At 67.7% G+C, this 23,703-nt stretch carries 24 protein-coding genes; 16 read left to right on the forward strand and 8 right to left on the reverse strand.

The genetic code is table 11. The features are described from left to right. Positions 1–10: 10 nt before the first annotated feature. Positions 11–970: a CPBP family intramembrane glutamic endopeptidase gene (locus G3I17_RS13370; protein WP_164596308.1), complete on the reverse strand. Its 960-nt coding sequence runs from the start codon at positions 968–970 to the stop codon at positions 11–13. A 417-nt stretch (positions 971–1,387) separates the two neighbouring features. Between G3I17_RS13370 and G3I17_RS13375 the strand changes: the two genes are divergently transcribed. The 5 genes from G3I17_RS13375 (at position 1,388) to G3I17_RS13395 (ending at position 7,501) form a co-directional block, all read left to right on the forward strand. Next, the gene (locus G3I17_RS13375; protein ID WP_164596309.1) at positions 1,388–2,707 is read left to right on the forward strand and encodes an MFS transporter; all 1,320 of its coding nucleotides are present in this window, start codon (positions 1,388–1,390) and stop codon (positions 2,705–2,707) included. Further along, the gene (locus G3I17_RS13380; protein WP_164596310.1) at positions 2,704–4,113 is read left to right on the forward strand and encodes an aminotransferase class V-fold PLP-dependent enzyme; all 1,410 of its coding nucleotides are present in this window, start codon (positions 2,704–2,706) and stop codon (positions 4,111–4,113) included. Before G3I17_RS13375 ends, G3I17_RS13380 begins: the two co-directional genes overlap by 4 nt. An 84-nt stretch (positions 4,114–4,197) precedes the next feature. Continuing rightward, positions 4,198–5,166, forward strand: a complete 969-nt coding sequence (locus G3I17_RS13385) for a Dyp-type peroxidase (RefSeq protein WP_164596311.1) — start codon at positions 4,198–4,200, stop codon at positions 5,164–5,166. A 93-nt stretch (positions 5,167–5,259) separates the two neighbouring features. Then, on the forward strand, positions 5,260–6,807 hold the full coding sequence (locus tag G3I17_RS13390; RefSeq protein WP_164596312.1) for an ATP-dependent DNA ligase: 1,548 nt from the start codon (positions 5,260–5,262) through the stop codon (positions 6,805–6,807). After that, the gene (locus tag G3I17_RS13395) at positions 6,797–7,501 is read left to right on the forward strand and encodes a class I SAM-dependent methyltransferase (protein ID WP_164596313.1); all 705 of its coding nucleotides are present in this window, start codon (positions 6,797–6,799) and stop codon (positions 7,499–7,501) included. The genes G3I17_RS13390 and G3I17_RS13395 overlap by 11 nt, the downstream gene beginning before the upstream one ends. A gap of 83 nt (positions 7,502–7,584) precedes the next feature. On the opposite strand, the gene G3I17_RS13400 is transcribed toward G3I17_RS13395, so the two are convergent. Together G3I17_RS13400 and G3I17_RS13405 are read right to left on the reverse strand one after the other, a co-directional pair. Continuing rightward, on the reverse strand, positions 7,585–8,808 hold the full coding sequence (locus G3I17_RS13400; RefSeq protein WP_164596314.1) for an epoxide hydrolase: 1,224 nt from the start codon (positions 8,806–8,808) through the stop codon (positions 7,585–7,587). Then, positions 8,805–9,251, reverse strand: a complete 447-nt coding sequence (locus G3I17_RS13405) for a MarR family transcriptional regulator (RefSeq protein ID WP_343238290.1) — start codon at positions 9,249–9,251, stop codon at positions 8,805–8,807. The genes G3I17_RS13400 and G3I17_RS13405 overlap by 4 nt, the downstream gene beginning before the upstream one ends. Before the next feature lie 66 nt (positions 9,252–9,317). On the opposite strand from G3I17_RS13405, the gene G3I17_RS13410 reads away from it, so the two are divergent. Then, positions 9,318–9,953, forward strand: coding sequence for a phosphotransferase (locus G3I17_RS13410; protein ID WP_164596315.1), 636 nt, complete (start codon positions 9,318–9,320; stop codon positions 9,951–9,953). Between the two features lie 19 nt (positions 9,954–9,972). Here the strand turns inward: G3I17_RS13410 and G3I17_RS13415 are convergent, their stop codons facing one another. Continuing rightward, positions 9,973–10,713 carry an aminoglycoside phosphotransferase family protein gene (locus G3I17_RS13415; RefSeq protein ID WP_164596316.1) on the reverse strand — a complete coding sequence of 247 codons (741 nt, stop codon included), beginning with the start codon at positions 10,711–10,713 and terminating at the stop codon, positions 9,973–9,975. A 150-nt stretch (positions 10,714–10,863) separates the two neighbouring features. Here G3I17_RS13415 and G3I17_RS13420 point away from each other — a divergent pair, with 150 nt between their 5' ends. From G3I17_RS13420 to G3I17_RS13435, 4 genes are all read left to right on the forward strand, one after another. Beyond that, positions 10,864–11,733, forward strand: coding sequence for a helix-turn-helix transcriptional regulator (locus G3I17_RS13420; RefSeq protein WP_164596317.1), 870 nt, complete (start codon positions 10,864–10,866; stop codon positions 11,731–11,733). Between the two features lie 66 nt (positions 11,734–11,799). After that, positions 11,800–12,141 carry a YciI family protein gene (locus G3I17_RS13425; protein ID WP_164596318.1) on the forward strand — a complete coding sequence of 114 codons (342 nt, stop codon included), beginning with the start codon at positions 11,800–11,802 and terminating at the stop codon, positions 12,139–12,141. 68 nt (positions 12,142–12,209) lie between these two features. After that, entirely contained in the window at positions 12,210–13,421 is a 1,212-nt protein-coding gene (locus G3I17_RS13430) for an RNA polymerase sigma factor (RefSeq protein WP_203590165.1), read from the forward strand. 63 nt (positions 13,422–13,484) lie between these two features. Beyond that, positions 13,485–14,063, forward strand: coding sequence for a maleylpyruvate isomerase family mycothiol-dependent enzyme (locus tag G3I17_RS13435; RefSeq protein ID WP_164596320.1), 579 nt, complete (start codon positions 13,485–13,487; stop codon positions 14,061–14,063). 3 nt (positions 14,064–14,066) lie between these two features. Here G3I17_RS13435 and G3I17_RS13440 read toward each other — a convergent pair whose 3' ends face one another. Then, complete coding sequence (locus G3I17_RS13440) at positions 14,067–14,963, reverse strand: helix-turn-helix transcriptional regulator (protein ID WP_164596321.1); 897 nt, start codon at positions 14,961–14,963, stop codon at positions 14,067–14,069. Between the two features lie 193 nt (positions 14,964–15,156). On the opposite strand from G3I17_RS13440, the gene G3I17_RS13445 reads away from it, so the two are divergent. The 3 genes from G3I17_RS13445 (at position 15,157) to G3I17_RS13455 (ending at position 19,104) form a co-directional block, all read left to right on the forward strand. After that, complete coding sequence (locus tag G3I17_RS13445; protein WP_164596322.1) at positions 15,157–15,783, forward strand: papain-like cysteine protease family protein; 627 nt, start codon at positions 15,157–15,159, stop codon at positions 15,781–15,783. Between the two features lie 3 nt (positions 15,784–15,786). After that, positions 15,787–16,551, forward strand: coding sequence for a hypothetical protein (locus G3I17_RS13450; RefSeq protein ID WP_164596323.1), 765 nt, complete (start codon positions 15,787–15,789; stop codon positions 16,549–16,551). A gap of 414 nt (positions 16,552–16,965) precedes the next feature. Next, positions 16,966–19,104, forward strand: coding sequence for a DEAD/DEAH box helicase (locus tag G3I17_RS13455; RefSeq protein ID WP_164596324.1), 2,139 nt, complete (start codon positions 16,966–16,968; stop codon positions 19,102–19,104). A 74-nt stretch (positions 19,105–19,178) separates the two neighbouring features. On the opposite strand, the gene G3I17_RS13460 is transcribed toward G3I17_RS13455, so the two are convergent. Next, positions 19,179–19,859 (reverse strand): alpha/beta hydrolase, encoded by a 681-nt coding sequence (locus G3I17_RS13460; protein ID WP_203590121.1) that lies wholly within the window; start codon positions 19,857–19,859, stop codon positions 19,179–19,181. A 302-nt stretch (positions 19,860–20,161) separates the two neighbouring features. On the opposite strand from G3I17_RS13460, the gene G3I17_RS13465 reads away from it, so the two are divergent. Continuing rightward, entirely contained in the window at positions 20,162–20,533 is a 372-nt protein-coding gene (locus tag G3I17_RS13465) for a hypothetical protein (RefSeq protein WP_164596326.1), read from the forward strand. A 57-nt stretch (positions 20,534–20,590) separates the two neighbouring features. On the opposite strand, the gene G3I17_RS13470 is transcribed toward G3I17_RS13465, so the two are convergent. Next, positions 20,591–21,019, reverse strand: a complete 429-nt coding sequence (locus tag G3I17_RS13470; protein ID WP_164596327.1) for an FAD-binding protein — start codon at positions 21,017–21,019, stop codon at positions 20,591–20,593. 97 nt (positions 21,020–21,116) lie between these two features. Continuing rightward, the gene (locus tag G3I17_RS13475; protein WP_343238291.1) at positions 21,117–21,482 is read right to left on the reverse strand and encodes a DUF1003 domain-containing protein; all 366 of its coding nucleotides are present in this window, start codon (positions 21,480–21,482) and stop codon (positions 21,117–21,119) included. 446 nt (positions 21,483–21,928) lie between these two features. Here G3I17_RS13475 and G3I17_RS13480 point away from each other — a divergent pair, with 446 nt between their 5' ends. Then, the gene (locus G3I17_RS13480; RefSeq protein ID WP_164596329.1) at positions 21,929–23,230 is read left to right on the forward strand and encodes a globin domain-containing protein; all 1,302 of its coding nucleotides are present in this window, start codon (positions 21,929–21,931) and stop codon (positions 23,228–23,230) included. Then, positions 23,178–23,702, forward strand: coding sequence for a hypothetical protein (locus tag G3I17_RS13485; protein ID WP_164596330.1), 525 nt, complete (start codon positions 23,178–23,180; stop codon positions 23,700–23,702). The genes G3I17_RS13480 and G3I17_RS13485 overlap by 53 nt, the downstream gene beginning before the upstream one ends. Position 23,703 lies beyond the last annotated feature (1 nt).

Consider the following 23,703-nt stretch of genomic DNA (forward strand, 5'->3'; position numbering starts at 1 on the left):
TCCGCGCCGGTCAGCTGACCCGGGCGATGTTGTTCCGTTTGGCCAGCCAGAGCACACCGACGGCGTACAAGGCGATGCACGGGAGATCGAGCACGAACACCGGCCACGGTGCACCGCCCTGGTCGGACCAGGTGTCGAGCTGGCCGAGGGCGGCCGGGATCATGAACGCGATCACGTTGTTGACCGTGTGCAGCGCGATACCGGTCTCCAGCCCGCCCGTCCTGATCGTCAGCCAGCCGATGGTCATCGCGAACAGGAAGATGTCGGCCATCGCCCAGCCGGTGTAGCCGTGCCCGAAGACGAACGCCACGCTGCTCACCACCAGCGCGGGCCACGGCGAGCGGAAGAGTCGCTTGAGGAGCCGGACGAAGGGCTTGCCGTCGGTGTTGTCCGGGCCGTAGGCACCGACTGCCTGGACCAGCCAGCCGCGGAAGACGAACTCCTCGGCGGCCGACTGGAACGGGACGAGCAGCAGGACCACCAGCGCCGGTACGACAAAGCGGCCCCAGCCGACGAACGAGCCGTCGTCGGCGACGTCGGGGCCGGTGTCGACGTTCGGGAAGAGCGCTTCGAAGGCGTTGCCGAGGGCGATGTTCAGGATCAGGTAGCCGAGGCCCGGCAGGCAGCAGAGCGCCAGCCAGCGCCAGCGGATCTTCTGCAGTACCGAGGCGACGCTGAAGGCCGGACGGCGTTGGATCAGGCGGACGGTCAGCAGCACGAGCGGGGTGAGGATGCCGAGCATCACCAGGTTGATCGCGAGGTCTTCGGTCGGGTTCTCGAAGAGCGCGTCCCCTGCGTCGGCCCCCGCGAGGTCGTTGGGCGAGATGAGCGCCCAGATGCCCACGACCAGAAACGTCGCGATGACCGCGGCGATCGCGAGGACGATGCTCCCGACGATCGGCCGCCACCACCGGTGCAACGGCGTCCGCGCCAGCCGATGGAACGGCGTACCGGCTGCGGCCGGCACCACCCGAGGCTCCTGAACGCCGAACTGATGTTGCGGATAAGGCTGCTGCGGGTAGGGCTGGTACATCCCTTGCCCGTACGGCCCAGGCGGCCCTGATTGCGGGTAGCCGTACGGCGGCGCACCCGGGTAAGACGGAGCGCCCGGGTATGGGGCGGGTGTCCCCTGGTACGGCGGGGGTGCGCCGTAGGGCGGAGGTTGCTGTGCTGACCATCCCACCGGTGGCTGCCAGCCAGTTGGCTGTACCGGCGGTTGCCCAGGTGCCTGCCAGGGGGCGGCTTCGTCGGGCGGAGTAGCTGGGGTCGGCTCCGCGGGAGGTGGGGTGGGGGGCTGGTCCGCGGAGGGCGGGTCCTGGTGGGGATCCATGGGCAGACTCTATGAGAGAGAGGGGTGAACTGCCCGACTGGCTGGCATGCTTCGCGCATGGGTGTTGTGGGGGTGCGGGTCCGGGTGGGGTACTCACTGGGCTCGGTGGCGACCGGGTCGTTCGGGACGGTGCCTGGGTTGCTGCTGTTGCCGTATCTGACCGACACGCTCGGCATCGCCGCCGCGGTCGCCGGAGCGATCGTCTTGTTGCCGAAGGCACTCGACGTGGTGCTCAACCCAGTGGCGGGCCGGATCTCCGACCGGCATCAGTCGGTACAAGGGCCGCGGCGGCCGTTCCTGCTCAGAGGTGGGCTCTCGCTCGCGGCTTGCTTCGCGTTGCTTTTCGCAGTACCGGATCTCGATTCGAAGGTGTTCGACGCCGCCTGGGTGCTGCTCGCGTTCGTCGGTTGCGCGACGGCGTATGCGTTCTTCCAAGTCCCGTACGTCGCGATGCCGGCCGAGATCACCGACGACTACGCCGAACGCACCCGGATGATGAGCTGGCGGGTGGCGGTGCTGACGATCGCGATCCTGATCAGCGGCGGCAGCGCGCCCGCCATCCGCGACGCGATCGGCGGCCGCGACGGTTACCGCGTGATGGGCCTGGCCGTCGCGCTGCTGCTCGCCATCGGCACCTTCGGCGCGTACTACGGGACGCGATCCGCCCCAATCGGCAGTACTCGCGAGACCACCGGCACCTTGCGCGAGCAGCTCCGCGTCGTCGCCCGCTCCGCCGACTTCCGCTGGCTGCTCATCACGCTGGTGCTGCAAGCGCTCGCGATCGGCTCGATGCTCGCCGGCATCGACTACCTCGCCCGCTACGTCCTGCGGAATCCGGGCGCCGCCACCATCGGCTTCGTCTGCGTGGTCGGCCCGGCGCTCCTGGTCAGCCCGCTTTGGCTTGCCATCGGCAACAAATTCGGCAAGAGGACGGGCTTCCTCCTCGCCTCGGCCGTGCTCGGTCTCGGCGCGGTCGCTCTGATCCCCGCTCAGCACGTGCCGACCTGGTGCGTCTATCTCGCCACCGCCATCGTCGGGATCGGCTTCACCGGCGTACAGGTGTTCCCGCTCGCCATGCTGCCCGACGTGGCGGCTGTGGACGCGGCCCGCAGCGGCATCCGGCGTGCTGGTGTTTTCACCGGCATCTGGACGGCCGGCGAGACGCTCGGTCTCGCCCTCGGACCAGGTCTGTACGCGTTGGTGCTGGCCGCCGGCGGGTATGTCTCGTCGACCAACCGCGACGCTATCCAGCCGGGTTCGGCCGTGACGGCGATCGTGATCGGAATGTCGGTGGTACCTGCTTTGCTGATCGCTGTCAGCTTCTTCGCCCTGCGGCGTTACCGGCTGACCGCCGACGAGGTTCTGGAGGCCCGATGACCGACGACGTGCTGGCTCAGCTCCGCGAGCTACAGCAAGCCGATCTGCCGACCCACGGCGGCCGCCTGCTCGCCTACGTCTACGACTCCGGTCTGGCCGAGGCGGACGAGATCGGCCGCCAAGCGCTCGCCCTGTACGGCGCGACGAACGGCCTCGATCCGACTGCGTTCCCCAGCCTTCGTACGTTGGAGAACGACCTGGTCGCCTGGGCCGCTCGCCTGTTGCAAGGCAGCGAGGCGGTCGGCACGGTCACCTCAGGTGGCACCGAGTCGATCCTCCTGGCCGTACAGACCGCTCGCGACGCGTCGGCCGCGGTCAGTCAGCCGACCATGGTGTTGCCGTCCACAGCGCATGCCGCCTTCCACAAAGCCGCCCATTACTTCGGCGTCCGCGCAGTCGTGGTCGACGTGGACCCGACGATCTACAGAGCCGACCCGGAGGCGATGGCAGCGGCCTGCGACGAATCGACCGTGCTCGTGGTGGCCAGCGCGCCGTCGTACGCGCACGGGGTCGTCGACCCGATCCCTGAGGTCGCCGAGCTGGCAAGCGCCCGCGGCATCCGGTGCCATGTCGACGCGTGCATCGGTGGCTGGATCCTCCCCTATCTGCGGGCCGATGGCATCGAGGTCGCGCCGTTCGACTTCGCAGTACCGGGAGTCACGAGCATCTCGGTCGATCTGCACAAGTACGCCTACACGCCGAAGGGCGCGTCGATCCTGCTGCATCGGACACCCGGGCTGCGACGGCCGCAGTACTTCGCCCACGCCGACTGGCCTGGGTACACGATGCTCAACTCGACGATGCAGTCGACCAAATCCGGCGCACCACTCGCCGCCGCGTGGGCCGTCGTCCAGCACATCGGTGACGACGGCTACCAACGACTAGCCCGTACTACCTACGACGCGACCCTGCGGCTGGCCGACGCGGCCGGCGCGATCGATGGTCTGACCGTGGTCGCACCTCCGGCGACAACGCTCATCGCGGTGCGGACCGACGAACGGGCAGACGTCTTCACCATCGCTGACGAGTTTGTCTCGCAAGGGTGGTTCGCCCAGCCGCAGCTCAGCTTCCGCGGCCAGCCTGCGTCGCTGCACCTCTCGCTGAGCCCCGCGACAGCTCCGCGGCTCGATGAGCTGATCGAAGCCCTCCAACAGGCGGTGACCGCAGCGCAGGCGGCGGGTCCCGTGCAGGTCGCGCCCGAGCTGGCGGAGGCGGTCCGGACGGTCGATCCGGAGTTGCTCGACGACGCCACCTTCGACGGCCTGCTCCAACTCGCAGGCCTGGACCTGAGCGGCGTCATCCCGGACGGCCTGGGCGCGGTGAACGCACTCCTCGACCTCGCTCCCCCACGCCTGCGGGAGGCTTTGCTCATTGCCTTCCTGGACCGCCTGATGCGACCCACCTGAGCCGCCACGACGGCGGTTGTTGCATGCTGGCTCTCGCCCGGCCAGCCTGTCTGTGAGCTTGTGAATCTCGCGAAGGAGTCCTCGATGGTGACCGATCCGACCGCTGGACCGACGGCGTCGACCCGTGCCCTGCCGCAGTCCGTCCTGACACCGCTGACCGGATCGGCGATCTTCCTCGTGGTGCGGGTCGATCCCGGCGGCGAGGAGCAGGCCCGCGACCTGCTCGAACGCGTCACCGGACTCACCCGCGCGGTGGGCTTCCGGGTACCGGCCGGCAATCTGTCGTGCGTCACCAGCATCGGCTCGGAAGCCTGGGACCGCCTGTTCAGCGGACCGCGACCAGCCGCGTTGCACCCGTTCATCGAGCTGCTGGGCGCCAAGCACAAGGCCGTGTCGACGCCGGGTGACCTGCTGTTCCACATCCGCGCCGGCCAGCTGGACATGTGCTTCGAGCTCGCGCAGCAGATCATGAAGGAGCTCGACGGCGCCGCGACCGTGATCGACGAGGTGCACGGCTTCAAGTACTTCGAGATGCGCGATCTGCTCGGCTTCGTCGACGGTACCGAGAACCCGACCGGCATCGAGGCCGACGAGGCGGTCCTGGTCGGCGCCGAGGACCCGGATTTCGCCGGCGGCAGTTACGTGATCGTGCAGAAGTACCTGCATGACATGAAGGCGTGGAACGGGCTGAGCGTCGAGCAGCAGGAGCTGGTGATCGGCCGGACCAAACTCGAGGACATCGAGCTGCACGACGACAAGAAGCCGACGAACTCGCATATCGCGCTCAACGTGATCGAGGACGAGGACGGCAACGAGCAGCAGATCCTGCGCGACAACATGCCGTTCGGCACGATCGGCAGCCAGGAGTTCGGCACCTACTTCATCGGCTACGCCAAGGACCCGGGCGTCACCGAGCTGATGCTGCGCCGGATGTTCCTCGGCGAGCCCGAGGGCAACTACGACCGCATCCTCGACTTCTCCACCGCGGTCACGGGCACGCTCTTCTACACCCCGACCGCCGACTTCATCGACGACTTGCCACCCGCACCCTGACAACAAACAGCAGCCCCACGTACGGCGGCGGCCGCTGATGGCGTTCCCTGGCGGCCACCGGAAATTGTCGGTGCCGTGGGTGAGACTGGATCTATGTTGCTCGCTGATGTGGTCGCCACCTCGACCTCGCTGAGTCAGACCAGGTCGCGCCGCGCCAAGGCCGACCTCATCGCAACTCTGCTCACCACCGCGACCGAGGCGGTGGAGACCGAGATCGTCGTGACCTACCTGTCCGGCGAGCTGCGCCAACGGCGGACTGGTGTTGGCTGGCGGACGCTCGCCGACGCGCCTGCGCCGGCCGCGGCGCCCTCCTTGACCATCGAAGAGGTCGACGAGGCTTTCGCCGAGCTGTCCGCGTTCGCCGGCGCGGGATCGCAGGCGAAGCGGCGGGAGGCGGTGGAGGCGTTGTTCGGCCGGGCGACCTCGGCCGAGCAGCAGTTCCTGCGGCTGCTGGTCAGCGGCGAGCTGCGGCAAGGTGCGCTGGATGGCGTGATGGCCGACGCGGTCGGCAAGGCGACCGGGATTCCGCTGGAGAAGATTCGCGCGGCGACCATGTTGCGTGGTTCGGCTGCGCCGGTCGCGGTCGCCGTGCTGACCGAGGGCGAGGCCGGGCTCGACCAGTTCGGGCTCGAGGTCGGGCGTGGGGTGCAACCGATGCTGGCGCAGTCGGCGACGAGCATCGCGGAGGCGCTTGCCAAGACCGGTTCGCCGGCGGCGATCGAGTGGAAGCTCGACGGGATCCGGATCCAGGTGCACCGCGACGGCGAGCACGTCGTCGTCTACACGCGCACGCTCGATGACATCACCGGCCGGGTGCCCGAGGTGGTCAGCGCGGTGCTCTCGCTCAAGGCCCAGAAGCTCGTTCTCGACGGTGAGCTGATCGCCTTGCGGCCGGACGGACGGCCGGAGGCCTTCCAGGTCACCGGTTCCCGTACTGCGACGCGCGCCGCGACCGGACCCGAGACGGTTCCGCTGACGCCGTACTTCTTCGACATCCTGCACCTCGACGGGCATGACCTGCTCGGGCTCGACTCGACCGAGCGGCACGAGTGGCTGAGCACGGTGGTGCCCGAGGAGCGCCGGATCCCTCGGTTCGTGACCGAGGACCCCGAGGCGGGTGAGGCGTTCTTCACCGACGCGGTAAAACGCGGGCACGAAGGTGTGATGGTGAAGTCGTTGTCAGTGCCGTACGAAGCGGGCCGGCGCGGGTCCGGCTGGGTCAAGGTGAAGCAGACGCACACGCTCGATCTGATCGTGCTCGCGGCGGAGTGGGGGCATGGACGGCGTACGGGCTGGCTGTCGAACCTGCATCTGGGCGCGCGGGACGAGGAGACCGGCGAGTTCGTGATGCTGGGCAAGACGTTCAAGGGATTGACCGACGAGCTGTTGCGGTGGCAGACGGAGAAGTTCCAGGAGATCGAGGTCAGCCGCGACGACTACACGGTGCACCTGCGGCCGGAGGTGGTGGTGGAGATCGCGTTCGACGGCGTGCAGACCTCGACGCGGTATCCGGGCGGGATGGCGTTGCGGTTCGCGCGGGTGCTGCGCTATCGCGAGGACAAGACCCCCTCGCAGGTCGACACTGTCCAGGCCGTCCGAGCGATCCACCAACCGAGCGAAGGACTGAACGATGACGAGTGAACCCGTCGACTCCGCCGCTGAACCCGTCGACCCCACCGTCGTGTCACGCCGCCTGGCCCGCGAGTCACTCGGGCAGGACGACCCGACCGGCTGGTTCGAGCGCCTGTACTCCGCCGCATCGGAAGGCGACGCCGTCATCCCGTGGGATCGCGGGACGGCGAATCCCCTGCTGGTCGATTGGGTCGACACCGCCGAGCCGAGCGGAGCGGGGCTGCGAGCGCTCATCGTCGGCGCCGGGACGGGCTGGGACGCGGAGCTCATCGCCGACCAGGGCTACGACACGACCGCGTTCGACATCTCCCCCAGCGCCGTCGAGACGGCGGAACGCAACCACCCGGACTCCAAGGCGACGTACGAGGTGGCAGACCTGCTGAACCCGCCGGCCGAGTGGCACCGCGCCTTCGACCTCGTCGTCGAGATCTTCACCGTCCAGGCCCTGCCGATCGCCCTGCAACCCGAGGCAACCGCTCACGTCGGCGATTTCGTTCGCCCCGGCGGCACCCTGGTCGTCATCGCCTCGGCCCGAGACGACGACACTCCCGATGACGCGATCGAAGGTCCGCCCTGGCCGCTGACCCGGGCAGCCATCGACGCCTTCACCGGCCCGGACCTCAAGCTCATCCAGCTCAACCGCTCGCCCAGCCCCAGCGCCGCGACCAACTACCGCTGGCAGGCCGAGTACCTGCGCGACTGACCGCTCGGCCGAGTCGCGCCTGGGTCAGCGGGTGGGTCAGCGCCCGATTCAGGCCCGATTCAGCGACTGATTCACCGTCTGACTCAAGGGCGGTGCGGGCGGAAGGTTCTGCGGAGGTCGGCGGTCCATTCGGCGGGGATCTCCCACGGGATGAAGTGGCCGCCGACGGGGTGAGCCGTGAGGTTCTCATGGTTGTACCAACCGGCTCGATCGCTGTCGAGGAAGTGCTGGACCCGGCGATCGGTGCTGATACCCGGTGGGTTCTCGTGGGCTACGAAGGTGATGCCGGTGGGCGCTTCGATGGCCGGGTGGCGATCGTGCGAAGGGCTCCACGGGTAGCGGTTGTTGTTGGCGTAGGTGCGGATCGAGGTCCCGATCGCGTTGTTGACCCAGAAGATCATCGCGTGGGTGAGCAGGTCGTCCTTGCTGAAGACGGTCTCCAGGTCGCCGCCGTTGTCGCTCCAACTGCGCCAGCGCTGCAGGAGCCAGGCGAGCATCCCGGCTGGTGAGTCGGACAGACCGTACGAGAGCGTGCTCGGATCGAGGACGTGGACGGCGAGATGCACGGCGAAGCGCTTCTCCAGCTCGACGATGCGCGCGTGGACGGCGGGTGGCAGGCCCTCCGGGATGGGGTTTCCGCCACTAAGGTCCCAGCCTCGATCACCGGTGAAGAGATCGAGCTTCAACCCGGAGCCGATGTGCATCGCGTACAGCTCATCGGCGTACTTGTGCCCGAGCTGGCCGGTCACCAGCGCCCCGACATCGCAGCCCGCGGCCGCGTACTTCGAGTAGCCGAGCGTCTCGGTCATCAACGAATGCCAGAGGTCGGCCACCTTCCAGAAGTTCATCTCCGGATGGTCGGGCAGCGGGGTCGAGAATCCGAAACCGGGCAACGACGGCACGATCACGTCGAACGCGTCGGCCGGATCACCGCCGTATGCTCCCGGATCCGCGAGCGGGTCGATCACCCTCGACCAGTGCCAGAACGTCCATGGCCAGCCGTGCGTCAGGATCAACGGCACCGGGTTCGGCCCGACTCCGGCCTTGCGCAGGAAGTGCACCGGCACGCCATCCACCTCGACGCGGTAATGCTCATACCTGTTGATCGCCGCTTCGGCCTTGCGCCAGTCGTACTCCGTACGCCAGTACTCGACCAGCTCCTGCAGGTACTCGCGCCGCACGCCGTAGTACCAGTCCTCGTTGCCCACATCGTCAGGCCAGCGGGTCAGCGCCAGCCGCTGCTGGAGATCGTCGAGGACGCCGTCCGGCACGTGGATCGGCGTTGCTTCCAAGGGGAAGTCGTTCATTTGTCACCCACTGTCTGATGGAGTTCGACCAGGCGGGTCAGCGCGGGCAGCGCGGCCTCGATGGCGGTACGGTCGGCAGCCGTCAGCTGGTCGGCGAGCGAGGTCAATCGCGCCATCCGGTCGGCCTGTCGTCCGCTCACGATCGCGGTGCCCTGCTCGGTGATGTGCACGAGCACCGCCCGCCCGTCGGAGGGATCCGGCCGGCGCTCGACCAGCCCGTCGCGCTCCAGCCTGGTCACGATCTGCGTGATGGCCGGCTGTGTCACCTGCTCGCTCGCAGTCAGCTCACCAAGCCGCTTAGGCCCGTAATGCGCCAACGTGTGCAGCACAGACAGGGTGGTGAAGCTGAGCCGCTGCACGGCCGGCAGCCGGATATTCATCCGAGTGAAGGCCCCCATCACCGCGACCAGCTCACCGACACTCAGATCCTGCTTCTCTTTCACGCGCACAACTGTATAAGCAACTTAAATAAATCGCTCATCCAAGCCCCAGCCCGTACCCTTCGCCAGGTGGATCTACAGCCCCTGAAGGATCGCTTCGGCGCCACCACTGCCGAACCGATCAACCTCGGCTGCTCCGACGCGACCGTCGTCCGGCTAGAACGCGGCACCGAAGTCCTCTACTACAAGGCAGGACCCGGTACCACCGCAGAAGCCGACCGGCTCGGCTGGCTCGGCACCACCGACATCCCCTGCCCGCGAATTCTCGACCGAGGGGAGGAATGGATGCTCACCTCAGTACTGGCCGGCCGAGACGCCTCCCAGCCCTGGTCAGCCTCGGAGCGTCCCGCAGTACTGGCTGCGGTCGCGGACGGAATCCGGCAACTGCACGCACTGACCGAGTGCCCCTTCGACTCCCCCTACCCAGGCTCACGCGGAGCCGTGACGCACGGCGATTACACCGCCCCGAACGTCTTCGTCGACCCGGCCACCCTGCGCTTCAACGGCCTCCTCGACGTCAGCCGCCTCGGTCTGGGCGATCCGTACATCGACTTCGCCTTGATGCACAGGAGTCTCGCCGGTCCGCTCAACCCCCAGTACGGCGGCCAATCGGCCGCGCGCGACTTCGTAGTACTGGCCGGCGGCAACCCCGACGATCCGCTCCTCACCCACTTCACCAACCTGGGCGTCTCAGGCAACTACTGACCAGGGGGCTGGTGCAGCCTCACATTCGGGATCTCAGTACGTCGAACTCGCAGCCTGGCGAGTTCGGGTCGAAGCCGTTCTCAATCAGCCAGCGGGAGTTCAGCAGGCTGCGGAGCGACCACCACCCGCGGATCACGTCAAGGTCGACGCCGGTGCCGTAGCCGGCCGCGACGTCGGCGAGGTGCTCCTCGTGTCCGAGCGTCAAGCTGGCCAGGTCGTACATCGCATCGCCCTGGCTCGCCTCGGACCAGTCGATGATGCCGGTGACCTGGTCATCCTCGACGAAGACGTGAGTGATCTGCAGGTCCCCGTGCGTGAACACCGGCGTCCATGGCCGGAGCGCAGCCTCGGCGATCTCGCGGTTACGAGTGACCAGGTCGGCGGGAAGGACGCCGCTCGTGATCAGCCACTCGCATTCCGTGTCGAGGTCCGCTGCGAGCTCATCGCGGCTCTTCTTGCCTGGCCATGGCGGCAGCGGCGCGTCGTGCAACCTCCGAATCGCGGCACCCGCCGCGGCCCACGCCGCCGGCGACGCGGGCGACGGCTCCCCCAGCCGGCCGAGTGCCGTCCCGGGGACGGCGCCGATCGCGAGCACAGGCGGCTTCCGCCACAGGATCTCCGGAGTCGGGACCGGCGCCAGCGCGATCGCCTCGACCTCGACATCGATGTTCGTCTGATCGGAGTCGATCTTCAGGAACACCTCGCCGACGCGCAGAGTCACCCGCTCGCTATGGGCAACGACGACCTCGATCTTCTCCACGTCTGCCATTGTCGCGGGGATGCCCACCGACGTCACCGGAATTATCAGGCCCGCAACAGCGAACACAGTCCACGACGCCCCAGGTCATGCCCCGAAAATCAGTTCGGAGTATATGGGAACAGTTGTTCGATCCTGAGGTAGAGTTTGGATATGGCTGGGCGGAGTGAGGCGGGGCCCACCGCGTTGCGAATCATGTTGGGTGCGCACCTGCGGCGGTTGCGGGAGCGTGCCGGGGTGACCCGGCCGGAGGCGGGCTGGGCGATCCGGTCGTCGGAGTCGAAGATCAGCCGGATGGAGCTCGGCCGGGTCGGCTTCAAGGTGCGTGACATCGAGGACCTACTCACCCTGTACTCCGTCACTGACGCCGAGGAGCGTGATCGGCTGGTGCAGCTCGCCCGCGATGCGAACAACCGCGGCTGGTGGCACCGGTACCACGACGTGACCCCGGACTGGTTCGACGCCTATCTCGGGCTGGAGGCCGCTGCTGACCTCATCCGCACTTATGAGGTGCAATTCGTGCCGGGGTTGCTGCAAACCCCGGAGTACACCCGAGCCGTCGCCGCGCTCACCTCAGGCACCGAGCGCCCCGCTGTGGAGCTCGACCGGGTCGTCGCGTTGCGCAAGACGCGGCAGGCCGTGCTCGATCGGGATCCTCCACTGCGACTGTGGGCGGTGATCGAGGAGTCCGCACTCCGGCGGCCGATCGGCGGGCCGGTCGTGCTGCGCGATCAGCTGGCCGCGCTGTTCGAGGCGATCCATCGGCCGAATGTCACCGTGCAGATCATCCCGCTCGGCGCCGCGGGCCATCCGGCAACTGCCGGCGCGTTCAGCGTGCTGCGCTTCCCGCAGGCGGATCTGCCGGACGTCGTCTACCTCGAGCACCTGACCAGCGCGCTGTATCTCGACAAGCCCGACGACCTCGACGCCTACACGCAGGTCCTCGACAGCCTGACCGTGTCCGCTCTCCCGCCACAGCAGGCCGAGGAGCAGCTCACGGCGATCCTCCGGCAGCTCGACTAGATTTCTGCTGACAGTCTGTCCGTCTAGGCCGGTTCCGTTCGTCGGTCGGGTATAGGGAGGACTTTCATGAAGTACCTACTGATGATCTGCGGCGACGAGTCCGCGGCCGAGCACGCCAATGACGGCTGCGGCGGCTGGTCCGAGGAGATGGAGCGTCGGGGCGTGGTGCGAGGTGGGGCCGGGCTGGCGCCCGCCACCGACGCCACCACTGTGCGCGTTCGCCACGACGAGTTGCTGCTGAGCGATGGCCCGTTCGCCGAGACCAAGGAAGTGGTCGGCGGCTTCGTCATGATCGAGTGCGCCGACCTGGACGAGGCGATCGAGATCGCGGCCAAGCATCCGGCAGCCGGCTACGGCACGATCGAGATCCGCCCAGTACTCGACGGACCACCGCCGAACACCCAGTGACCCGAGCAGACGGCGAGTCGAGCGAAGCCGCCGGTCGAGATGGCGGGGAGGTTGAGCGAGCTGTCGGGCTGGCGTTTCGGGATGAGTGGGGGCAGGTCGTTGCCAGCCTGATCCGGGTGACCGGCGACTGGGATCTCGCCGAGGAGTGCTCGCAGGATGCGTTCGCCATCGCCTTGGAACGCTGGCCCCGCGACGGCATCCCGACCCGGCCGGGCGCCTGGCTGACGACAACGGCCCGCAACCGCGCCATCGATCGGCTGCGCCGCGACGCTGTAGGTGCTGCCAAGCTACGAGAGGTGGCCGCGATGGCGGACGACGCAGTACAGGAAGCTTCACCGGACGACGAGACCGTGCCGGACGACCGGTTGCGGCTGATGTTCACCTGCTGCCACCCGGCGCTGGCACTGGAGGCGCGGGTCGCGCTCACCCTCCGCACCCTCGCCGGACTCAGTACTGCGGAGATCGCGCGAGCATTCCTCGTCAACGAGCAGACCATGCAGAAGCGCATCGGCCGGGCCAAGCAGAAGATCAAGAACGCGGCTATCCCGTACCGCGTACCACCCGCGCAACTCCTGCCGGAGCGAACTCCCGCGGTGCTCGCCGTGCTCTACCTGCTCTTCAACGAGGGCTACACCGCAACGGCCGGCGCAGACCTCGTACGCCGAAACCTCAGCGCCGAGGCGATCCGCCTGGGCCGAGTGCTCGCGCACCTGATGCCGGACGAGCCCGAGGTGTCCGGGCTGCTCGCGCTGATGCTGCTGCATGACGCCCGAAGCGTCAGCAGGCAACACGACGATGGCCGGCTGATCCCTCTGGAGGAGCAGGATCGGAGCCGCTGGGACACGGCGAAGATTGCCGACGGCATCGAAGTACTAGAGAACGCTCTCCGGCGACGCGAGCCCGGGCCGTACCAGATCCAGGCCGCCATCGCTGCCTGTCACGCGACCGCGCAGAACACCACAGACACCGACTGGCCGCAGATCGCCGGCCTGTACGGCCAACTGGCGCGCTATCTGCCGTCACCCGTCGTCAGGCTCAACCAGGCAGTCGCAATCGGCCTGGCCGAAGGCCCCGAGGCGGGACTCCTGCTCGTCGAGGAATTGATTGCCGCGGGCACCCTGTCGGAGTACCACCTGCTGTCGGCTACCCGCGCCGACCTGCTGCGCCGCGCCGGCCGCCTCGACGAGGCTGCCACCGCCTATCGCGAAGCCCTCACCCACGCGACCACCGACGCCGAACGCGCCTTCCTCCAAAGAAGAATCGAAGAAACCGCTCCCTGACCTGTCCGTCCAGCGCCAAACCATTCGTCGGTGAGTTGACCGACGTATGAAGGGATGCAAACCATGACCGAGATCAGACAGCTGATCGCCGCCGAACGCCACGACCTGGCGACCTTGCTCAAGGAGCTACCCGCCACCCAGTGGGACGCACCGACCCTCTGCGAAGGCTGGCGCGTTCGCGAGGTGGTCGCGCACGTGACGATGCCCTACCGCTACTCGACACCCCGCATCCTGCTGGAGCTCTTCAGATCACGCGGCCGCTTCAACCCGATGGCCGACCGCCTCGCCCGCCGCGACACGGCCGAACTCTCGCCCACCGAACTCACCGAATGCCTTGCAGCCAACGTTCATCACCCGTGGAAGCCTCCGGGCGGCGGCTTCGAAGGAGCCTTGTCGCACGACGTGATCCACGGCCTGGACATCACCGTTGCCTTGGGCATCGACCGCACTGTTCCGCCCGAACGACTGGGTATCGTTCTGGGCGGCCTGTCCGACAAGCACCTCAAGTACTTCGGGGTCGACCTCACCGGCACCCAACTCCGCGCCACCGACCTCGACTGGTCCTACGGCACCGGCGGCAAAGTCATCACGGGCCGAGCACAGGACCTGCTCCTCAAGGTCTGCGGCCGGGTGGTCCCGTAGCCGCTAGTCCCACTCCCAGTCGATGCCGATGACGCCACGGTCGGCGGCCGGTACGACGACGTGCACGCGGCCGTCCGGCGTCATCATCAGTTCGCGCCGCAGGACGTCAGGCCCGCCGGAGTTGTGGCGGCGAAACTCGCTCACCCGCACCGGCATCGCCTCCCGGTGGAACTGGACCTCGAGGACGTGATGGGTGCCGGCCCACTCGTGGAACCGGAAGTACTGAGTCGACGGGATCCCGGTGAGATCGGCGATCTCGTAGTGGACGACGGCTGTGTCCCCGACCAGCAACGTGCGATCGAGGAGCAGTTCACCGAGTACGGCGCCGTCCTCGGGATCGCGAGCCACCCGGCCGGTCCGGCAACCGGCGAGCCCGCGCGGCACGATGTGGGTCACATCGCAGCCCGCCTCGCCCTGGTGGACGACGATCAGGCGATCCACATCCTTGACCGCGACCAGCGCCTGGATCACCCGCTTCGACGTCATGCTGCGGTCCACGCCGATACCGATCTCCTCGACCACCGTGACGCTGCGCAGCCGGCCGTGGGCATCCCGGCGTACTTCGTCCAGCAGGCGGATGAGGGTCGACCCGTTCGCGACCACGGCGTACGGGCGGGTGGGAGCATCGACAGTCGGCGGGATCCGGACCGCGAGCCAGCCGGCCGGCAGGTCCAGCAGTTCCTCGAGTGCCGTGACGACCGCCAGCGAACCTGGCCGCGGATGCCTGCTGCCGTTCTGCCAGGTGCTGAGGGTGGCGACGCCGACGTGCAGTTCGCGGTCGGCGAGTCTGGCCTGGATGCGGTTCAGCGCCAGCCCGCGATTCGCGATCGCCGCCCGGAGTGCATCGGCGAACGACGCCTCGGGGCCGACGTCGGGGACGTGGGTCCGCGCTTCCGTCATCGTCCGCTCCCTTGCCGAGGCCGGGTCGGCGTCAGTGTAAACGTTCACAACCGGGCCGAGCAGCTACCGGTCCCTTCCCGTTCACCTCGTGTCTGCCGTTCACACCGCTGAACGACGCCCGAGTTGTCGCTTGTCCGGACGTGAGCGAGTGATCACGATGAGTGCCCTCACCGCCCCAGTGAAGGAGGCCCCTATGAGGAGGGTCAGCACGCCCCGTACGAGGTCGTGGCTCACGGCAACCGTCGTCGGCCTGGCAGCACTGCTTCCGCTCGCCCCCGCCCCGGCCGCAGCGGCAACCGTCGCAGCCACCCCTGTCGCACCCGTCGCCGCGAAGGTCCTGGCCAGCCGGTACCTGCAGGTCAACGGTCAGTCGCAGCAGAAGACCAACTGGTGCTGGGCCGCCACCGGCAACAGCATCGCGGCCTTCTACGGCAAGAACTACTCGCAGAATCAGTTCTGCAACCTGGCCTTCGGCTACAGCCTGAACGGCATCTGCCCCAACGACCAGGCGACGCTCGCCAACGACCAGCGCGCGTTCCGGTCGATCGGGATCAGCCAGGGCAGCTACATCAGCGGCACACTGAGTTTCGGCTCCCTCCAGACCGAGATCAACGCCAACCGCCCGGTGATGACGCGGATCGGCTGGAAGGCCGGCGGCGGTCACATGATGGACATCATCGGGTACGACACCTCCGACTCCTCGATCGAGTACTACAACCCGTGGGGCAGCGATCCCCGGTACAACTACTCGACCTACAACTGGTACCTGAACAACTCCCAGTTCACCTGGACGCACTCGCTCTACCGGATCGGAGCCTGAGCCATGACGCCTCTGAAGCAGCACGTACTGCGCGTGGCGGCCGGCCTGGTCGGCACCGTCCTCGCCTTCTCCCTCGCCGGAACCGCCTCGGCCGCCCCTGCCCCCGGCCCCGACCTCTCGGCCGCCAAGACCGCCGCTCACTCGACCGAGGCGACCCAACTGCTGGCCAAGGCTGCCCAGCGCACGGGATCGTCAGCCAAGAGCGCCGCCGGCGCGAAGCTCGCCGTCTACCAGGACACCATTCCGGTGTACGCGCTGAGCGCCGACTTCGTCCGCACCGGCGCCGGTGACGTCGGCACCCTCTGGTACGTCGCGACGCCGGCAGCCAAGGGCAACACCCTGCTCACCGTCTTCACCGCGCCCGACCAGGCCGGCGCCTGGCACCCCGTCAACGTTGCCACCGGAAACACCGAGGCGACGATGGCAGCGGCCGCCAGCGGCGCCAAGCTGCTCACCGAGCCGCAACTCGGAGCCTGGTACGCCGTCACCGGCAGCACCCTGCGGGCTCTCAACCCGGAGGCCACCAAGGCCATCGGGAGCGCGCCGATCAGCCTGACGGCGTACAAGCAGCAGGTCAGCAACCGGTACGCCGACAAGCAGGCCGGCAGCACCTACGCCAAGAACGGCACGGCCGGTGGCTACGACGTCACCGCCAGCGCCTCGACTGGCAACTCCCCCGGTGCCTGGCTGATCCTCGCGGCCGGTGCGGCTGCAGCTATCGCGCTCGGCGTCGTCACCCTCATCACCCGCCGCCGGCGCACCGCCTGACCCCGGACCGCTTGCGCCCGAAGACCCCTCCTTCGGGCGCAAGCGGCTGCCGGTCGAGCCAGGTCAAGATCATGGTCAATTTCATCAACCTCGAGACTTCTGCCTCCTGAAATATCCACGGGACCCTCCTACGGCTAAGCTGGAGTCAGCACCAAACCTCGGCGATGCTTCTAGCGTCGCCGATCACCCTTGTGATGGCCGCGCTTGCTGACTGGGACCGCTTCGGTTCCACCTCGGTGGCCGGCCCCGCCGGAGTCCGACCTCTCGACCGCTCGCAGTAGCGGTGTACCCGGGCCGCCTTGTCAATCGGTCGGCCCGGACCACCTGCTGCGACGTCTTGTCGGCCGCGCGAGGGCGTGCGGTGCCGACGTACCGCCACGGCAAACACGCCGGGGCAGTTCTGAGGAGGAGAGTTTGGCCCGACGAGGCCAGCGCCAGCCCGGCGCCCGGCGTACAGCTGCTGCACCCCGCAAACGGCGTCCTGCCCGCGATGCCGAGGGCCTGATCCCGGTGCTCGCCCGCGCCGTCCGCGAGATCGAGGCGGCCGTCGAGCGATCGAACGTGCAGCCGTCGGTACGGACGAAGTTCCAGGTCGTCGCGCTGCTCGTACGCGAGGAGCGCGCCCGGGTCAACGGCGATACGAAGGCCACCGACGCCTACCGCGCGACTCAACTGCGCCGCCTCGACGGGCTCGCGACGATCCTCGCCAAGAGTGCCGCCCTCGAGCCGTCGCTGCTCATACTGCTCGCCGAGGACGCTGTCATCTCCGAGGCCGCCGCGGCGCTCAAGCGCGAGATGCAGCTCGCCGCCGGTGAAGAGCCGCCGGAGCCCGTCGAGCCGACGGTCATCGAGCCGCAGAGTGCAGCCGCGCCGCCGCCTCGCCAGGTCGTCCCGCAGTCGGTCGTCTCGCGCCAGCTCGCCAATCCCTTCCTTGCGCCAGACTTCAGCGCTGCCTCTTCCGTCCCACGGCAGCCGCAGGCCCGACGCCTGTCCGGCTGGGAGCTGATCAACCCGCTCCTGAAGTCCTTCGAGTACGCCGCTGCGTCTGCGAGCAAGTCGCTGCCCGAGCCCGCCTCGCTGCAGTTGCCGGGCGGCCGGGAGCTGATGCCCCACCAGGCACAGCTCGTCGCCTCTGCCGCTGAGGGGCATCGGACCTTCCTGCTGGCCGACGAGCCGGGCCTCGGCAAGACGGCTCAAGCGCTGCTCGCCGCGCAGGCGGCCAACGCTTACCCGTTGCTGGTCGTAGTACCGAGTGTCGTGAAGACGAACTGGGCGCGCGAGGCGGGCATCTGGACGCCGAAGCGGGTCGCGACGGTGATCCAGGGCGACGGCGACACGATCGACGGCTTCGCCGACATCGTCATCGTCAACTACGAGGTGCTCGACCGGCACGTCGGCTGGCTCGGCGACCTCGGGATGCGCGGGATGGTCGTCGACGAGGCGCACTTCATCAAGAACAAGAAGTCCCAGCGCTCCCGCAACGTGCTGCAGCTGGCCGAGCGGATCCAGTCCCGGACCGTGCGCCCGCTGCTGATGGCACTGACCGGTACGCCGCTGATCAACGACATCGACGACTTCCGGGCGATCTGGCAGTACCTCGGCTGGATCGACGAGAAGGCGCCGCGCGCCGAGCTGATGGCCAAGCTCGACGAGACCGACCTGACGCCGGCCGACCCCGGCTTCTACGCGTCGGCCCGGTCCTGCGTGATCGACATGGGTATCGTCCGCCGCCGCAAGGTCGACGTCGCCGCCGACATCCCGGCCCGCCGGATCGCCGACCTGCCGGTCGAGCTCGACGGTGCTGCCGGCCGCTCGATCCGCGCGGCCGAGCGCGAGCTCGCCGAGCGCTTGGTCAAGCGGTACGAGACAGCTCTGCAGACCCGTACCTCCGGGGTAACGGTCGAGGGCATCGACCACGACCTGGTCCGCGCGGTGGCCGGCTGGGAACGGACCGAGCAGGCGAAGGCGAAGACCGGCGACAACATCTTCAGCCTGGTCCGCCGGATCGGCGAGGCGAAGGCCGGCCTGGCCGCCGACTACGCCGCGCAGCTCGCGCACAACGTCGGCAAGGTCGTCTTCTTCGCCCGGCACATCGAGGTGATGGACACCGCCGAGGCGCTCTTCGCCGAGCGTGGCATCCGCTACGCCTCGATCCGCGGCGACCAGACCCCGAAGAAGCGCCAGACGAATATCGACGCCTTCGTCAACGATCCCGAGGTCTCCATCGCGGTCTGCTCGCTGCTGACCGCCGGCGTGGGCCTCAACCTGCAGGTCGCCTCCAACGTGGTGCTGGCCGAGCTCTCCTGGACCAACGCTGAGCAGACCCAGGCGATCGACCGGGTCCACCGGATCGGCCAGGAAGAGCCCGTCACGGCCTGGCGCATCATCGCAGCCCAGACCATCGACACCAGGATCGCCGACCTGATCGACGCCAAGGCCGGCCTGGCAGCCCGAGCCCTCGACGGCTCCGACGAGGAAGTCACCTCATCGGCCGACCTCCAACTCGAAGCCCTGGTCACCCTGCTCACCAACGCCCTCGAATCCGCCGGCTGAGCCGGTGATCCCCGGGCGCCCCTCGCGGGTGACCTCAAGATCCAGCAGGACTCGTTCTGGCCATCCAGCTGAGGCTAGTTTCCGGCTGCCTGCTTGATGAGGTCTGCGACTACCTGGGGCTGGGAGACGTAGATCGCGTGGCTGCCGGCGGCTTCGACGACCGTGGCGCCTGCGCGCTCTGACATGGCGCGCTGGGCCGGCGGGGGAATCATCCGGTCGTCGGTGGCGACCAGGTACCAGCTCGGCTTGACTCGCCAGGCCGGCTCGCTGATCGCTCCGCCGAGGGCGTCCACGCCCCACGGGACCTGGGCGTCGGCCATGAAGGCGGCGAGGTTCTTCGGCAGGTCGGCGGCGAAGGAGTCGGCGAACTTGTCGCGGTCCAGGAAGAGGAAACCGTCCGCGGGCGGCAGGATCGGCGGGACGGGTGCGCCCGGCGCCGGGTCGGAGACCAGCGTGCCGACCGACTCGCCCTTGTCCGGCGCGAACGCGGCGATATAGCCGAGGGCCGCGACCTTCTCGTGCGTACCCGCTTCGGTGATGACGGCGCCACCGTACGAGTGCCCGACCAGCAGGGTCGGGCCGTCCTGGCTGTCGAGCACCCTGTTGGTGACGGCGACGTCGTCGGCCAGGGACAGCGTCGGGTTCTGGACGATGCTGACGTGGTAGCCGTCCTCGACCAGCAGGTCGTACACACCCTGCCAGCCCGAACCGTCGACGAAGCCGCCGTGGACGAGGACGACGTTGCGAATGGTCATGATCACTTCTCCTTCGATGAACCGGAACTCGGTACCTCGAAGGTAGGTTCGCAACGCCGCTCACCGCTTACGTCATCTGACTGAGTCACCGACAGTGTCCCAACGGCTACCGGCCAGCCCCGGCCGCATGCCATCACCTCCCACCGCCAACTAAAAGACCACCCCGCCTGACATTCTCGCAAATTGGATGGCCGCGACAATCCACCATCCCAGCCTCTTGATTCATTAGCGTGAGCCCTCGCCAACGGACGCCTCAATCGTCTACAGTCCGGGATCTGACCAGACCGAGCCGTGGGGGGACCATGGATTACGAGGCAGACTTCAAGAACACCATCCGGGAGACCATAGGGGCCATGCAATCCCGGAATAAGGCCATGATCAGCCCTAAGGTGAACGGAGTTCCCTATACCGGCTGGCGGGTGGACTCCCGGAACAAGAACACCGAGAAGGGGAGCCACGCCGGCTGGCACGAGGAGTACTGGGAGCAGGCTGTGACCGTGCTCCTTCCTGACGGCACCTTCAAAGAGGTCGGATCCTGGTCCTCCGAGGATTCACAAGGAAAGAAGGAGGGAGCCGAGTTCGTCTACGACCGGGCCCTCAGCTATTTCGTCGGCAACAAAGGCAAGCCATTCGCGGAGTGGAAAGCCAAATTGGAACGCCTTCCCTACCAGTAATCGCGACTGACGATTCGCCCTCGATGACGTGGCTGCTGATTCACTGGCCGCTGAGCGCTATTTAGAGCGGATGTTGTGATTGCGGGCGAACAGGTTGCCGGGGTCGTACTGGTGCTTGATCGCCGCGAGGCGGTGATAGGTCTCAGGTGGGTAGATCGTGGCGACTCTCCCACCGACCCGTACGGCGTGCTGTTCCTTGTCGACGATTTCCACGTCCGCAAGCTTGCTGAGGTCGATCACGACGCCACCATCGTTGGTACCGAAGCCCGCGAACGCGTGGCCTCCGCCTCGTACAGACAACGGCAACTCCACGCTGCCGGCAAACCTGACGCCAACCTGTACGTCCCCAACACTCTCGGGCCGCAGCACATAGGCCGGACTACCCGAAACCAACACCGACCCACTGACCGACTCGTACTCCGCCGCCCCCGGTTCGACGATGTCGCCGCCGAAACTCTGGCGAAGTGTCTCCACTGGTGAGCTCATACCATTACTCCCGTCGCGCGATGCTCGGACGCACACCCGACGAAACCGCCCCACCATTTGTGACCTCACCCAGACGGCGAGCCTCAGGCGCTGCTCCTCATCCCTTCGGCTCGTCGACCAGCCGTCGGTGCAACTCGGTGGTGAGGGCGTGAATCTCGCGAGTCAGCTGGGTGTTCGTCTTGAGCTCCAGTTCCGTCTCGTTGAAGTCGTGGTCGGCCTTCGCTTGCTGGAAAGCGGCCTGCCGGTTCTGCCCGATCATCACGAAGGTGGACAAGAAGATCGCCTCGAGCGAAACGATCAGGGTCAAAGTCGGCCAGGGACTGGACTCGATGAGCAGCATCCAGACCGCGAACACCACGACGTGGACGTAGACGAACCCCATCGAGCCGGCGAAAGCAGTGATGGCGTCCGCTATCCGCACCTGCACGTCAGCGGCACGCTCCGCCTCGTGAGCCAGAACCACTGGGTGATGCGGGCGACTGTTCGTCGATTCGGACTGCACGGGACCTCCAGAGCACGTCGGATGCGGCCTCCAGCCATGGACAGGCAAGGATTCCACGCTCGAACCCGACGGTAGCGCCACAGCGGCCCCGCCGAGTACGACGGTGCGGGTAATTGCCAAGAGCAACCATCAAACGTTCGTTCCCAGGCAGCGAATTCGCACTGAAGCCACCCGTCGGGTTTTTCGAGACGATTGAGTCCGCTCTGCCGGTTTCGACGCGTTGGGCCGGGGGTAGGTCGGGAGAAGTCGGAGGATTTGAAGGACTCGGGGACTGGACTGGGAGGGAACCCTTGTCAACGCCTCACCCGTCGGCACGAGCTGCCGACGACCGATTGCCCATGGTGCCCGCTGACGGGCGGTCCGATTCCCTCGAGGAGCTGCCTTTCCGAGCCGGATAGCGAAGCCCGATGGATGCACACGCCCTGCAACACAGCTGGGACCGGGTCACGGAGCACGGCGAAAAGGTCCCGCTGTACTTCTACTCGCACCTCTTCGTGTCCCATCCCGAGGTTCGGCCGATGTTCCCGCTCTCCATGTCGAACCAACGGGACAAGTTCGTCGGCGCGCTCGGCAGGATCGTCAGCCACGCCGAGCAGATCGACAAGGATGCGGCCTTCCTGCAACACCTCGGCCGGGACCACCGCAAGTACGCCGTCGTCGCGGACCATTACAACGCTGTCGGCGCCTCGCTGTGCGCAACCCTGATGCATTTCCTCGGCTCCGAGTGGGACGAGGAGCTCGCCGTGCACTGGACCGCGGCCTATCAGGTGGTCGCGCGGATCATGGTCGAGGCGGCGGAGACATCCTCCGAGTCCAGTCCTGACTGGTGGGATGCCGACGTGGTCTTTGCCGAGCGGCGGACCATGGACCTCACCCTGCTGACGGTCCGCCCCAGGCGCGCGTTCCAGTTCCGCCCTGGCCAGTCGGTGTCCATGGAGATCCCCCAACGCCCCCGGCAGTGGCGATACTTCAGCCCTGCCAACGCTCCGCGCCAGGACGGCACTATCGATCTGCAGGTGCAACAGGTCGACGGCGGCCAGGTGAGTCCGACGGTGGTGCGGTCCCTGAGGGCCGGCGACATCGTGAAGCTGGGGGCGCCGGTCGGCGAACGGCTGACCCGGCGGGAAGGCGACCGGAGGGAGTTGCTGTTGGTCGCCGGAGGAACGGGTCTCGCTCCGCTCCTGGCTGTCCTGGAGCAGATCGACCAAGAGTGGCAACGATTGCATATCGGCCCCCTGGTCCACCTGCTCCACGGGGTACGGATGCCCTGGCACCTCTACGACCGCCCGCGGTTGCGAGACCTGGCCAAGAAACGGCCTTGGTTCCAGTACACGGAGGTTGTGTCCGACGACCCGTCCTATCCCGGGACGCGCGGGAAGGTCGGTACGGTCGCAGCCCGGCAGGTGCTGTCCGGGCGTACGGCGATGGTGTGCGGTGGCCCGCAGATGGTCGCGCACACGCTGGAGCAGCTGGCCGCCGCCGGCATGCGCCCCGAGCACATCAAGTACGAGCACTTCTACTACGCAGCCGCGGGCGAGCACGCCGCCGGGCCGGCGCTACCAGGTCAGGGGACAGCAAGTGACGATCACCAACCGCCGACACCGCTCTCCACATCAGACACCTCGCTCGATCCGGGAAGAGACCTTCCGGCGGCGGATGCGTGGCCTCGACGCGGGCAAGGTCTACGGGTACCTCGATCTGCTCGCTGACCAGGTACAGGCCACGGAGCGAGAGCTCAACGAGAGCAGGGCCAAGAACGAACGCCTCCAGGCCGAGCTGCAGCGCGGGCGGGCCGAGCTGCAGCGCAAGCAGGCGGAGCTTGACCACTACGAGCAGGCCGGCGACCGGGTGAACGAACAGGTCGTCCAGATGTTCAGCCAAGCACAGCTCGTGGTCGAGGAGATGGTCCAGGACGTCAGCCGGGACGCTCGCGAGCGCATCGGCCAGGCGCGCGCCCACGAACGCCAGATCGTCGCGGAGGCCATGGACACGGCCGGGCAGCAGGTTCGTTCGTACGCACAGACGGCCCAGGCGCAGATGCAGTCGATCGTGAACTCGTTCGCCACCGAGGTCGACCAGCTCGGCTCCACGCCCCTGGCCGAGGAACCAGGTTCGGCGGGTGCCCCTTTGTCCGACCGTCCCAAGGGGTGGCCGAGCGGTTTCGGTATCGGGCCTGCCTGAC

This window comes from Streptomyces sp. SID13031, from assembly GCF_010548305.1.
Taxonomy (GTDB): Bacteria; Actinomycetota; Actinomycetes; order Propionibacteriales; family Kribbellaceae; genus Kribbella.